Annotated in this window: 12 protein-coding genes; 11 read left to right on the top strand and 1 reads right to left on the bottom strand. The window is 73.9% G+C overall.

All coding sequences use genetic code 11. From position 1 onward, the window contains the following. Nucleotides 1–71 precede the first annotated feature (71 nt). From O2W15_RS15340 to O2W15_RS15300, 9 genes are all read left to right on the top strand, one after another. Nucleotides 72–941, top strand: a complete 870-nt coding sequence (locus O2W15_RS15340; RefSeq protein WP_269162319.1) for an esterase/lipase family protein — start codon at nucleotides 72–74, stop codon at nucleotides 939–941. Between the two features lie 354 nt (nucleotides 942–1,295). Continuing rightward, nucleotides 1,296–1,961 (top strand): ribulose-phosphate 3-epimerase, encoded by a 666-nt coding sequence (gene rpe / locus O2W15_RS15335; protein ID WP_269162320.1) that lies wholly within the window; start codon nucleotides 1,296–1,298, stop codon nucleotides 1,959–1,961. Further along, on the top strand, nucleotides 1,958–3,013 hold the full coding sequence (ribD, locus tag O2W15_RS15330; protein ID WP_269180012.1) for a bifunctional diaminohydroxyphosphoribosylaminopyrimidine deaminase/5-amino-6-(5-phosphoribosylamino)uracil reductase RibD: 1,056 nt from the start codon (nucleotides 1,958–1,960) through the stop codon (nucleotides 3,011–3,013). The genes rpe and ribD overlap by 4 nt, the downstream gene beginning before the upstream one ends. A 1-nt stretch (nucleotide 3,014) precedes the next feature. Further along, nucleotides 3,015–3,632: a riboflavin synthase gene (locus O2W15_RS15325; RefSeq protein WP_269180011.1), complete on the top strand. Its 618-nt coding sequence runs from the start codon at nucleotides 3,015–3,017 to the stop codon at nucleotides 3,630–3,632. Beyond that, nucleotides 3,629–4,924, top strand: coding sequence for a bifunctional 3,4-dihydroxy-2-butanone-4-phosphate synthase/GTP cyclohydrolase II (locus O2W15_RS15320; RefSeq protein WP_269180010.1), 1,296 nt, complete (start codon nucleotides 3,629–3,631; stop codon nucleotides 4,922–4,924). Before O2W15_RS15325 ends, O2W15_RS15320 begins: the two co-directional genes overlap by 4 nt. A gap of 70 nt (nucleotides 4,925–4,994) precedes the next feature. Continuing rightward, nucleotides 4,995–5,504: a 6,7-dimethyl-8-ribityllumazine synthase gene (gene ribH / locus O2W15_RS15315; RefSeq protein WP_036335008.1), complete on the top strand. Its 510-nt coding sequence runs from the start codon at nucleotides 4,995–4,997 to the stop codon at nucleotides 5,502–5,504. After that, nucleotides 5,501–5,764, top strand: coding sequence for a phosphoribosyl-ATP diphosphatase (locus O2W15_RS15310; protein ID WP_269180009.1), 264 nt, complete (start codon nucleotides 5,501–5,503; stop codon nucleotides 5,762–5,764). Before ribH ends, O2W15_RS15310 begins: the two co-directional genes overlap by 4 nt. Before the next feature lie 94 nt (nucleotides 5,765–5,858). Next, the gene (gene hisG / locus O2W15_RS15305; RefSeq protein ID WP_269162324.1) at nucleotides 5,859–6,722 is read left to right on the top strand and encodes an ATP phosphoribosyltransferase; all 864 of its coding nucleotides are present in this window, start codon (nucleotides 5,859–5,861) and stop codon (nucleotides 6,720–6,722) included. A 19-nt stretch (nucleotides 6,723–6,741) separates the two neighbouring features. Continuing rightward, nucleotides 6,742–7,239, top strand: a complete 498-nt coding sequence (locus tag O2W15_RS15300) for an SSI family serine proteinase inhibitor (RefSeq protein WP_269180008.1) — start codon at nucleotides 6,742–6,744, stop codon at nucleotides 7,237–7,239. 21 nt (nucleotides 7,240–7,260) lie between these two features. Here O2W15_RS15300 and O2W15_RS15295 read toward each other — a convergent pair whose 3' ends face one another. Next, on the bottom strand, nucleotides 7,261–8,256 hold the full coding sequence (locus O2W15_RS15295) for a DUF2877 domain-containing protein (RefSeq protein ID WP_269162326.1): 996 nt from the start codon (nucleotides 8,254–8,256) through the stop codon (nucleotides 7,261–7,263). Between the two features lie 312 nt (nucleotides 8,257–8,568). Between O2W15_RS15295 and O2W15_RS15290 the strand changes: the two genes are divergently transcribed. Together O2W15_RS15290 and O2W15_RS15285 are read left to right on the top strand one after the other, a co-directional pair. Continuing rightward, nucleotides 8,569–10,482, top strand: a complete 1,914-nt coding sequence (locus O2W15_RS15290; protein ID WP_269162327.1) for a PucR family transcriptional regulator — start codon at nucleotides 8,569–8,571, stop codon at nucleotides 10,480–10,482. 153 nt (nucleotides 10,483–10,635) lie between these two features. Beyond that, nucleotides 10,636–12,084: a uracil-xanthine permease family protein gene (locus O2W15_RS15285; protein ID WP_269162328.1), complete on the top strand. Its 1,449-nt coding sequence runs from the start codon at nucleotides 10,636–10,638 to the stop codon at nucleotides 12,082–12,084. The last annotated feature ends 10 nt before the right edge of the window (nucleotides 12,085–12,094 follow it).

Raw genomic sequence — 12,094 nt, 5'->3', positions numbered from 1 at the left:
GACAGCACCGGCGTCGGCGGCTCCGCAGCTCCCGAGGAGAAGAGGACGTCGTGCGCAGTCGCAGGTCCCGGATGACCACGGTCGCTCTCAGCCTGGCGCTGGGAGCCTTCCTCGGCGGCGCACCCGTGGCCGTGGCCGCCCCGGCCGTGACCGTCGCCGCCCCGGCCGTGACCGTGACCGGCGTCCTCGACGTGCCGCCCCCCGGGGCGAACGACTGGTCGTGCCGCCCCTCGGCGGCGCACCCGTACCCGGTCGTCCTGGTCCCGGGCACCTTCGAGAGCATGGCGAAGAACTGGTCGACGCTGTCCCCGGTGCTGAAGGCCGCCGGCTACTGCGTCTACTCCCTGAACTACGGCGTGACCAACGGCGTCCCTGCCACCGGGCCCATCGCCGAGTCGGCGGAGGAGCTCGCGGTCTTCGTCGACCGCGTGCTGAAGGCCACCAAGGCCAAGCAGGTCGACCTGGTCGGACACAGCCAGGGCGGGATGATGCCGCGGCACTACCTGGCCTTCCTCAAGGGCGCGAGACACGTGCACGCCCTGGTCGGCATCGCTCCTTCCAACCACGGCACCCAGGGGCTGGTGTTCCCGGAGTCGGGCCTCGGCAGCAGCGGCGACAACGTGCTCTGCGCGGCCTGCACCGACCAGCAGGCCGGCTCGCCGTTCCTCACCACGCTCAACTCCGGTGGTGACACCGTCGCCGGGCCGTACTACACGGTCATCTCCACCGTCTACGACGAGGTGGTCACCCCGTACACCAGTCAGGCGTTGGACGGAGCGCCGCAGCAGGTCACCAACATCGTGCTCCAGGACAAGTGCCCGCTGGACCCGATCGAGCACGACCAGGCACCCAATGACCCGGTCGTCCACCAGTGGGTGCTCGAGGCGCTGTCCCAGCGCACCGGCCCCGCCGACCCGGACTTCGAGCCGGCCTGCGCCTGAGCGGCCTCGATCCGGGCGACGCGACGGACACGTGCGGTGGCGGCCCGTCGAGTGCCGGGACATCGACGTCTCGGGATCGGGCCAGGGGGCGATGGCTCGACGGCCGATGCATCGCCAGGCCGGACGACCGGTAAGGCATGGCCCCCGGTCAGCACCACGAGCGCGGCGAGCCAGCCGGCCAGCAGCGGTACGGCCGCCCAGCCCCAGAGCCGGGCCCGACGCTCGACGGCGACCCGGTCGACGTCCTGGCTGCTCGACACGGCGGCAGCCGAGGGGAGGCCCGGCCGATCCCGGGACGCCGGCGCACTCCGGTCGCCGGTCCGGCCGGGCGGGGGTGGCCCCTACGATCACCGGGTGCCACGGGAACCCATGATCGCGCCCAGTCTGCTGTCCGCGGACTTCGCCCGGCTCGCCGACGAGGTGCAGCGGATCGCCGACGCCGACTGGGTGCACGTCGACGTCATGGACGCCCACTTCGTGCCCAACCTGACCCTGGGCCTGCCGGTGGTCCAGGCGATCCAGGCGGTCAGCCCGGTCCCGCTGGACTGCCACCTGATGATCGACGACCCGGAGCGATGGGCGCCGGGCTACGCCGAGGCCGGCGCCCGCAACGTCACCGTGCACGCCGAGGCCTGCACCGACCCGCGGGCCGTCGCGCGTGACCTCAAGGCCGCCGGGGCGCTCGCCGGCCTGGCGCTCAAGCCGGGCACGCCGTTGGAGGCCTACCTCGACGTGCTGCCCGAGTTCGACACCCTGCTGGTGATGACGGTGGAGCCCGGCTTCGGCGGGCAGTCGTTCATGCCGGAGGTGCTGCCGAAGGTCCGGGAGGCCCGGCGGCTGGTCGAGGCCGGCCACCTCCAGCTGTTCCTGGAGGTCGACGGCGGCATCAACGCCGACACCATCGAGCAGGCCGCCGAGGCCGGCGCCGACGTCTTCGTCGCGGGCTCGGCCGTCTACGGCGCCGACGACCCCGCCCGGGCGATCGCCGCCCTGCGGGCCCAGGCCGCACGCCCCCGGTGAACGCCGCCGAGCAGGCGGCGATGGCCCGGGCCCGGGAGCTGGGGCAGCGGGTGCTGGGCACCACCAGCCCGAACCCACCGGTCGGTGCGGTGGTGCTCGATGCCGCCGGTGCCGTCGTGGGGGAGGGGGCGACCTCCCCGCCGGGTGGACCGCACGCGGAGGTGCACGCCCTCGCCTCGGCGGGGGAGCGCGCTCGCGGGGGCACCGCCGTCGTGACCCTCGAACCGTGCGCGCACACCGGTCGCACCGGCCCCTGCGCCGACGCGCTGATCGCCGCCGGGGTCGCCCGGGTCGTCGTCGCCGTCCCCGAGCCGACCCGGCTGGCCACCGGCGGCGCCGGCCGGCTGCGCGCGGCCGGCATCGACGTCGAGCTGGGCGCCGAGCAGGCCGCGGCCGCCGAGGGCGCCCTGGCCGGCTGGCTGACGGGGGTGCACGAGCACCGCCCGCAGGTCATCTGGAAGGTCGCCACCACCCTGGACGGGCGGGTCGCCGCCGCCGACGGCACCAGCCGCTGGATCACCGGGCCCGAGGCGCGGGCCGCCGTGCACCAGCTGCGGGCCACCTGTGACGCGGTGCTCGTCGGGTCCGGGACGGCGCTCGCCGACGACCCGCAGCTCACCGTCCGCGACGCCGACGGCCGCACCGCCGACCGGCAGCCGCTGCGGGTGGTGCTGGACCGCCGCGACCGGGTGCCGGCCACCGCCCGGGTGCACGACGCCGCCGCGCCCACGCTGGTCAGCCGGGCCGCCACCCCGGCCGCGCTGCTGGCCGAGCTGTTCGACTCCGACGTCCGCCGGGTTCTGCTGGAGGGCGGGCCGACGCTGGCCGCCGCCTTCCTCGCCGCCGGCTTGGTCGACGAGGCCGTGGTGCACGTCGCGCCCACGCTGCTCGGGGCCGGTGCCGCCATGGTGGGCGGGCTGGGAATCAGCACGATCACCGAGGCGCTGCACCTGCAGGTCACCGACGTCACCCGCATGGGCGGGGACGTGCAGATCCGGTTGCGGCCCACCCGGCACACTGGGTGGACAGCGTCGACCGGCGGAGGGAGCTGAGGTGTTCACCGGCATCGTGGAAGAGCTCGGCACCCTGGTCGTGCGCGAGGACGGCGCGGACAGCGCGGTGCTGCGCATCCGGGCCCGCAAGGCACTGGAGGACGTCGTGCTGGGCGACTCGATCGCGGTCAACGGCGTCTGCCTGACCGTCACCGGCGTCGAGCCCGGGCCCGACGGCACCGGCGTGTGGAGCACCGACGTGATGGCCGAGACGCTGCGCCGCAGCAGCCTCGGCGCCACCGGCTCCGGCGACCGGGTGAACCTGGAGCGCGCCGTCACCCCGCAGACCCGGCTGGGCGGCCACATCGTGCAGGGCCACGTCGACGGCGTGGGCACCGTGGTCTCCCGCACCCCCGGCGACGACTGGGAGGTCGTGCGGATCGCCGTCCCGGCCGAGCTGGCCCGCTACGTGGTGGAGAAGGGCTCGATCACCGTCGACGGCGTCTCGCTGACCGTGAGCGCGCTCGCCGACTCACCCGAGCCCTGGTTCGAGGTCAGCCTCATCCCGACCACCCTGCGCGAGACCACCCTGGGCGACCGAGCCCCCGGTGACCCGGTCAACCTGGAGGTGGACGTCATCGCCAAGTACGTCGAACGACTGTTGGGAGCACGAGGATGACCGCCTTCCGGCTGGACTCGGTGGAGAGCGCGATCGCGGCGGTCAAGAGCGGCCGGCCCGTCGTCGTCATCGACGACGAGGACCGCGAGAACGAGGGCGACCTGATCTTCGCCTCGGAGCTCGCCACCCCCGAGCTGGTGGCCTTCATGGTCCGGTACACCTCGGGCTACATCTGCGTGGCGGTCACCGAGGAGGACGCCGACCGGCTCGACCTGCCCCCGATGTTCCGGGTGAACCAGGACCGCCGCGGCACCGCCTACACCGTCACCGTCGACGCCCGGGAGGGCGTCACCACCGGCATCTCCGCCGCCGACCGGGCGCACACCATCCGCACCCTGGCCGCCGCGGACACCGGCTCCGCCGACCTGGCCCGCCCCGGGCACGTGGTGCCGCTGCGCGCCAAGGACGGCGGCGTGCTGCGCCGCCCCGGCCACACCGAGGCCGCCGTCGACCTCGCCGTCCTGGCCGGCCTGCGCCCCTCGGGGACGCTGTGCGAGGTGGTCAGCGAGAAGGACCCGATCGGGATGGCCCGCGGTGACGAGCTGCGCGTCTTCGCCGACGAGCACGACCTGGTGATGGTCTCGATCGCCGACCTGATCGCCTACCGCAAGCGCTTCGACAAGCTGGTCGAGCGGGTCGCCGAGGCCCGGGTGCCGCTGCGCGCCGGGGAGTTCACCGCGGTCGGCTACCGCAGCTCCTACGACGAGCGCGAGCACGTGGCCTTCGTCTACGGCGACATCACCGCCAACGACGGTGAGGACGTACTGGTGCGGGTGCACTCCGAGTGCCTGACCGGCGACGTGTTCGGCTCGCTGCGTTGCGACTGCGGCCCGCAGCTGGACGCCGCGCTGGCCGCCGTTGCCCAGGAGGGCCGCGGCGTCGTCCTGTACATCCGCGGGCACGAGGGTCGGGGCATCGGCCTGCTGCACAAGCTGCAGGCCTACCAGCTCCAGGACACCGGCGTGGACACCGTCGACGCCAACCTCGACCTGGGGCTCCCCGCCGACGCCCGCGACTACGGCACCGGTGCGCAGATCCTGGTCGACCTGGGCATCCACACCATGCGCCTGCTCACCAACAACCCGGCCAAGCGCGCCGGGCTGGAGGGCTACGGCCTCAAGATCACCGGCCGGGTCGCGCTGCCCAGCAACGTCACCGTCGACAACGTCGGCTACCTGCGCACCAAGCGGGACCGGATGGGACACCTGCTGGAGATCATCGAGCCCGACGGCCCCGACACCGGCGGCCAGCCGCCCGCGCCGGAGCGGCGCGCCGACGAGCAGCCGTTGTGACCGGGTCGCGACCCGTCCCACGGCACACTGCACCGTCCCACCTGACGACGAACAGCACCGAGGAGAACTCATGAGCGGGTCCGGAGCACCGGGGCAGGAGCCGATCGACGCCGCGGGGCTGACCCTGGGCATCGTGGCGACCACCTGGCACGGCGACATCACCGAGTCGCTGCTGCAGCGGTCGATCGCCTGCGCGAAGGCCGCCGGCATCGCGGAGCCGACCGTCGTCCGGGTGCCCGGTGCCATCGAGCTGCCCGTCGTCGCCCAGGCCCTGGCCGCCACCCACGACGCAGTCGTGGCGCTGGGGGTCGTCGTCCGCGGCGGCACGCCGCACTTCGAGTACGTCTGCGACTCCTTCACCGCCGGCCTCACCCGGGTGTCGCTGGACTCCGGCAAGCCGGTCGGCAACGGCGTCCTCACCACCGAGGGCGAGCAGCAGGCCCGCGACCGCGCCGGCATGGACGACTCCGGCGAGGACAAGGGCTGGGAGGCCACCGCCGCGGCGCTGCAGACCGCCCTGGTGCTGCGCGAGCTTCGCAGCCCGAAGCAGAGCACCGGCTTCGTGGTCGGCCCGGCATGAAGACGTTCGACCAGCTGTTCGCCGAGCTGAGCGAGAAGGTCGAGTCCGGCGACCCGGCCTCGGGCACCGTCACCGCCGTGCGGGACGGCGTGCACGCCGCCGGCAAGAAGGTCGTGGAAGAGGCGGCCGAGTCCTGGATGGCCGCCGAGCACGAGGGCGCCGAGCGGACGGCGGAGGAGATCAGCCAGCTCCTCTACCGCGTGCAGGTGCTCATGCTGGCCCGCGGGCTCGGCCTGGACGACGTCTACGCTCACCTCTGAGGAAGGACCCCGTCCTCCTCACCCCTCGCACGCTCGGGGCGAGCCTCGGGACGGGGCCTGACCGTCCGACCGTTCTCATCGAAGGAGCTCCACCGTGCTGCGCGTCGCCGTGCCCAACAAGGGTGTCCTCAGCGAGCCGGCGGCCGCGATGCTCGCCGAGAGCGGGTACCGGCAGCGGCGCACCACCAGTGAGCTGGCGGTCTACGACCCCGAGAACGACACCGAGTTCTTCTACCTGCGTCCGCGGGACATCGCGATCTACGTCGCGGCCGGCACGCTGGACGTCGGCATCACCGGCCGGGACATGCTGCTGGAGACGACGCCGCCCGAGGGGGGTGACGTGGCGGCCGAGGTGATGCCGCTGGGCTTCGGCCGGTCGTCGTTCCGCTTCGCCAGCCCGGCGGAGTCCCCGGTCGACGAGGTGGCGAAGCTGGAGGGCAAGCGGATCGCCACCGCCTACCCGGGGCTGCTGCAGCGCTTCCTGGACGAGACGGGCATGAAGGCCGCCGTGGTCAAGCTCGACGGCGCCGTGGAGACCGCCTGCCGGCTCGGCGTCGCCGACGCCGTCTGCGACGTGGTGGAGACCGGGACGACGTTGCGTGCGGCCGGCCTGCGGATCATCGGCGACCCGGTGCTGGCCAGCGAGGCCGTCCTGGTCGGCCGGGCCGGGGCCGACGAGGTGCCGGCCGTGGCCCAGCTGCGCCGCCGGCTGCAGGGCGTCCTGGTCGCCCGGCGCTACGTGATGCTCGACTACGACTGCCCCAACGACCTGCTGGCCCGGGCCACCGCCCGCACCCCGGGGCTCGAGGGCCCCACGGTCAGCCCGCTGCAGACGCCGGGCTGGTCGGCCGTGCGGGCGATGGTCCTCAAGGACGACACCAACCGGGTGATGGACGAGCTCTGGGAGCTCGGCGCGCGGGCGATCCTGGTCACCAGCATCGCCGCCTCCCGCATCTGACCCGGGCACACTGGCGGGCATGCGCCGCGTCGTCCTCTCCTCCCTGGTCGTCCCGCTGATGCTGCTCGCCGCCTGTGGCACCGGGGACGACAACGGCACGGCGGCGGGCTCCTCGACGCCACCCCCGACGAGTCCTGCGGCCGGCCCGACCGCGTCGGACCCGGCGACCGATCCCGGCTCCGGGGGCATCGGCAGCGCCGACAACGACCTGGTGATCGAGTACGACCCCGGCGACGGGGCACCGGTGGAGCGCTACACCCTCACCTGCGTCGGCTCCGTCGAGGGCGACCTGCCCGACGCCGAGGCCGCCTGCCAGCACCTGGAGAGCCTCGAGGAGCCCTTCGCCCCGGTGCCGGACGACGCGATGTGCACCCAGCAGTTCGGCGGACCCCAGACGGCACACGTCACCGGTCTCTGGCGCGGCGACCCGGTCGACCTCCAGCTCTCCCGGACCGACGGCTGCCGGATCTCGCAGTGGGACCGGCTCGGGCCGCTCCTCCCGGGCCCGGCCCGCTGATCGGTCGGACCCCGACCGGGCTCAGCGCGGGCGGCTGGTCCGGTCGACGAGGTCGATCGCGGTGCACAGCCCCAGTGCCATCGCCCGCCCACTGGTCGAGCCGGTGGCCAGCAGCGTGGCGATCGCCGGTGCGAGCGCACCGTGCCCGACCAGGCCCCGCAGCACGGCGGCGAACTCGCCGCTGACCCGCCCGGCGGCCGCGTGCCGCAGCAGCGCCCGGGACAGCTCGGTGGTGCGCCCGGCGGCCAGCCCGGTCACCCCGGCGCCGAACCGTTCGGCGGCGGGGTGCCCCAGCAGCACCAGCCCGGCGGTGACGCCGGCGAGGACGTCGTCCCCGGCGGGGGTCAGGCCGGGGCCCAGGCCGATCAGCCGGGTGGCGGTGCGCAGCGCTGCGTCGACGTCGGCCCGGCGGACGGCGCCGCGCAGCGCGGCGAGCGGACCGCTGGGCCCGCTGGGCAGGCCGGGGAGGACGAACGCGCTGTGCGGCACGCCCTCGCCGTAGAGCGCCGAACGCAGCTGGCGGACCCCTTCGGGGAGCAGCGCCGGGCGCGCGGTGGGCAGCTTGGGGCGGGGGTCCCACCACGCGGCGGCGCTGACGGTCAGGTCCCCGACGGTCAGCCGGCCGCCGCCCAGCCGGGCGGGGGCGCCGCTGGGGACCGAGACCAGCGGCCGGCCGTTCGAGGGCCGGAAGAGCACACAGCCCAGCGGGAGCCGGGCCGCGTCGGAGGTGAGCACGCCGACCACGTCGGGGCCGTGCGGGGTCTGCACCGTCAGGTACACCGCGGCAGGGACCGACAGCAGGACCCGCGCCGACCGGACCGGCCCGCGCAGCAGGTCGGCGATCCCCGTGCTGGCCTGGGCGGGCACCGAGGTGCCGGGAGTCCGGGCGCCGCCTGCGGCGGACTCGCGTGGCAGGGGGATGGTCGGGACGCCGGCCCGGGCGGCCTGCCCGGTGTGGGGGTCGTCGTGGGTCGTGTCCCGGCCGTGGCCGCCAGTGCTCTCGTCGATGGTGCGCATGTGCCCTCCACCCGTGCGGTCGGCGGGCGACGCCGGCAGCGGGCCCGTCCCGATCTGGATCTCCTGGCCGGGACACCGAGCCGCCCGTCGATCGACCAAGCCGCCTACCATCCGAGCCGGGACACAGGACCGGGGCCCGAACCCACGTGGCGCGTCCCCCGTGCCTGTATGGCGATTGTCGCCAAGCGTGCCTTCTGCCGTCCAGAGACGTCTGACAGAATCTTGCGCAGCAGGCTCGTGCACGGTGTTTTGGGGGTACGTACAGTGACTGAACGTGATGCATCTGTGACATACGCTGCACCCAGCGACCGGATGGCTACCTTCAGTGCCATCCCGGCGTCCTCCGAGCCGGTGCTCTCCCAGCTCCCGCCGTCGGATCGGACCGCGCTCCAGGACAGCATGGGCCTGACCGTCGACCAGCTCCTGCAGCTGCCGGGGCTGGCCGGCACGCTCGTCGTCGGCGGGGCCACCGGCACCCGCCGGATCGTCCGGCACGTGGCCGTCGACGGCCCGGCCGACCCGCTCGCCGGTGCTGGCCCCGACCTGCTGGTCGTGCTGGGCGCCCGGCTGCCCAGCGGCGACCCGGCACAGAGCCGGGCGCTGATCGAGCGGCTGCACCGGGCCGGCAGTGGCGCGCTCGCGTACCGCTCGGAGGCCGGCTCGGGCAACCCGGCCGGCGACGTCCCCGCCGAGCTGCTGGCCGAGGCCGACCGCCGGGGCTTCCCGGTGCTCGCGCTGCCCGCGCGCGCGCGGCTGGACGAGGTGGTCGCCGAGGTGCTCGGCGCCATCATCGACAAGCAGACCCAGGCCCTCAGCCTCGCCAACCGGATGCACAACCAGTTCATCGACGTGGCGCTGTCCGGCGGTGGGCTGTCCGAGGTCACCACGCAGGTGTCGACCTTCCTCGCGGGGGCTGCCGTGCTCGGCCTGGGCCCCGACCGCGAGGTGGCCACCCATGCCGGCCCGGCGGAGGAGGTCGCCGAGATCCGCGACTGGCTGTGGCTGCTCGACGCCGCGGCCGACGACGCGTTCGCCGACCTCACCCCCTCCCGCCGGCTGTCGGGCAACCGCGCCGACCAGGGCGTGGTCACCCCGGCCGACGTGCTCGCCGACGCCGACCTCTCACCGGCCGACGGCATCCTGCTGGTGCCGGGGCACCACGAGCTGCCCGGCGGGCTGGGGGAGTACGCGGTCGCGCCGATCATGGCCGGTGACCAGCGGCACGGCTGGCTGGTCGCGGTGAACCGGCACGGCCCGATGCTGCTGGGCGCCGGCGCGGTGCTCGAGCAGGCCGCCGTCATCGCCGCGCTGTCGGAGATCCGTTCGCAGGCGGTCCACTCGGTGGAGCTGCGGTTCCAGGGCGACATGGTGCGCCGGCTGGTCGGCGGGACGTTCGCGCACACCGAGCGGGCGCTGGCCTACGCCCGTTCCTTCGGCTGGCGGCTCGACGGCCCGGTCGTCGTCCTGGTGACCGCCACGGAGACGGTGGCCGACGCCGGGGCCGACCCGACCCGGGCACTGGACGTGCTGGACCGGCTGGCCGACGGCTGGCGGGCGGCGGTGGACAGCGAGGTCGCCGGTGCGGCGGTCGCCGGGCTGGCCACGGAGATCGTCACCGTGCTGCCGCTGGACGGGCGCACCCCCGAGGAGCTCTCCAGCCTGGTCGCCTCGGTGACCGCCCGGGTCAACGCCCGGCTGCGCCGGGTGGGCCGGCTGCTGGGCACCGGGATCGGCCGCCCCGCCGAGTCGCTGTCGGCACTGGGGGAGGCCTACCAGCAGTCGCAGCGGGCCCTGGTGGTCGGTCAGGAGATCCACGGCGGCCACGCGGTCACGCACTTCGACCAGCTCGGCGTCTTCCGGCTGTTGTCGCTGATCCCGGACAGCAACGAGCTGCGCTCCTACGTCGATGAGGTGCTCGGCACGCTGGCCGACTCCTCCGACCCGGACTCGGTCGACCTGCGGGAGACGCTGCGGGTGCTGCTGGAGACCAACCTCAACGTCGCGGAGTCCGCCCGCCGGCTGCACTTCCACTACAACACGATGCGCTACCGGATCGGCAAGCTGGAGCGGCTGCTCGGCCCCTTCACCAGCGACCCCACGCTGCGGCTGAACCTGCTGCTCGCGCTGCACGCCTCGCGCATCCGCGGACTGGACCAGCCGCACCGGCCGCCGGTGGAGAGCGTGGTCGCCGCGGTCCTGGACGACGGGCTCGAGTCCCTGGTCTGAGGCGGTCGCGCGTCCGGAGTGTTACGGCCGTGTTCACCCGGTGCTCCGTGATGGGAACGTGTCCACGACCCCCTGGTGTGATCCGCAGACTTCTGCCACTGTCCGGTACCTCAGCGCTGAGCTACTTGCTCGGCGGAGCTGCGAGGAGGACTGATGGCGCTCGGCTGGAAGCTCTACGGGGACGGGAAGACCCCGCCGCTGGGTGAGGCGGTGGCCCCCGACGAACGACTGTCGTGGCCGCTGACGGTCGGCATCGGCGCGCAGCACGTCGTCGCCATGTTCGGGGCGACCTTCGTCTTCCCGCTGATCATGGGGTTGGACGCCAACCTGGCGATCATGATGAGCGGGATCGCGACGATCATCTTCCTGCTCATCGTGCAGGGGAAGGTGCCCTCCTACCTGGGCACCAGCGCCGCCTTCGTCGGCGGCGTGACCGCCGTCCGGGCACAGGGCGGGGACAGCAGCGACGTCGTCGGTGCGATCCTGGTCGCCGGCATCGTGCTCGCGCTCGTCGGCCTGCTCATCCAGGCGGCCGGCCCGCGGATGGTCAACAAGGTGCTGCCCCCGGCAGTCACCGGCGCCGTCGTGCTGCTGATCGGCTTCAACCTGGCCCCGGTCGCCGCGCAGACGTACTGGCCGCAGGACCAGTGGGTCGCGGTGGCCACCATGGCCTTCGTCATCGTCGCCTCGCTGGCGCTGCGCGGCTTCTGGGCCCGCATCTCCATCCTGCTGGGCCTGGTGTTCGGCTACCTGCTCTCGCTGCTGCTGGACGCCACCACCGGTCAGATCACCTCGTTCGACGCCGGGGTCGGTGAGGTCACCACCCACGACCGGGTCAACCTGGACGGCGTCGGTGCGGCCGACTGGTTCGGGCTGCCCACGTTCACCGGGCCGTCGTTCTCGCTCAACTTCACGTTGCTGGTGCTGCCCGCGGTGATCGCCCTGGTCGCGGAGAACGCCGGGCACGTCAAGGCGGTCGGTGAGATGACCAAGCGCGACCTCGACCCGGTGCTCGGCCGGGCCGTGTTCGCCGACGGCATCGGCACCGTGGTGGCCACCTCGGTCGGTGGGTCGCCGACGACCACGTACGCCGAGAACATCGGCGTCATGGCCGCGACCCGGGTCTACTCGACCGCGGCCTACTACGTCGCCGCCCTGGTGGCGATCCTGTTGGGGCTGGTGCCCAAGTTCGGCGCGATCGTCAACGCCACCCCCGGTGCGGTGCTCGGCGGGATCACCGTCGTCCTCTACGGGATGATCGGCCTGCTCGGCGCCAAGATCTGGAAGGAGAACCGGGTCGACTTCGCCAACCCGATCAACCTGGTGCCGCTGGCCGCCGGGATCATCATCGGGATCGGCAACGTCGACCTGTCCTTCACCGACGACTTCTCCCTGGGTGGCATCGCGCTCGGCACGATCGTCGCCGTCGTCGGTTGGCATGTCGCCCGGATGCTGGCCCCGGCGGAGATGAAGGCGGCGCTGTACCAGGAGGGTGGCTTCGCCGCCGGCACCGGTCCGGCGCTGGGGGCCGCCGGCAGTCACAACACCGACCCGGGTGGGCCCGACCCCTCCGACGTCGACCGGGTCAACCGGACCCGCTGACCCGTCCGTC

The sequence above is a fragment of the Modestobacter sp. VKM Ac-2979 genome, from assembly GCF_026967995.1.
Taxonomy (GTDB): Bacteria; Actinomycetota; Actinomycetes; order Mycobacteriales; family Geodermatophilaceae; genus Modestobacter.
This window is presented reverse-complemented; position numbering and strand designations above follow the sequence as displayed.

Coding starts and splice junctions, on each gene's coding strand:
- O2W15_RS15340 (WP_269162319.1), top strand. CDS start 72: ATGACCACGGTCGCTCTCAGCCTGGCGCTGGGAGCCTTCCTCGGCGGC.
- O2W15_RS15320 (WP_269180010.1), top strand. CDS start 3,629: ATGACCGCCTTCCGGCTGGACTCGGTGGAGAGCGCGATCGCGGCGGTC.
- ribH (WP_036335008.1), top strand. CDS start 4,995: ATGAGCGGGTCCGGAGCACCGGGGCAGGAGCCGATCGACGCCGCGGGG.
- O2W15_RS15310 (WP_269180009.1), top strand. CDS start 5,501: ATGAAGACGTTCGACCAGCTGTTCGCCGAGCTGAGCGAGAAGGTCGAG.
- O2W15_RS15300 (WP_269180008.1), top strand. CDS start 6,742: ATGCGCCGCGTCGTCCTCTCCTCCCTGGTCGTCCCGCTGATGCTGCTC.
- O2W15_RS15295 (WP_269162326.1), bottom strand. CDS start 8,256: ATGCGCACCATCGACGAGAGCACTGGCGGCCACGGCCGGGACACGACC.
- O2W15_RS15290 (WP_269162327.1), top strand. CDS start 8,569: ATGGCTACCTTCAGTGCCATCCCGGCGTCCTCCGAGCCGGTGCTCTCC.
- O2W15_RS15285 (WP_269162328.1), top strand. CDS start 10,636: ATGGCGCTCGGCTGGAAGCTCTACGGGGACGGGAAGACCCCGCCGCTG.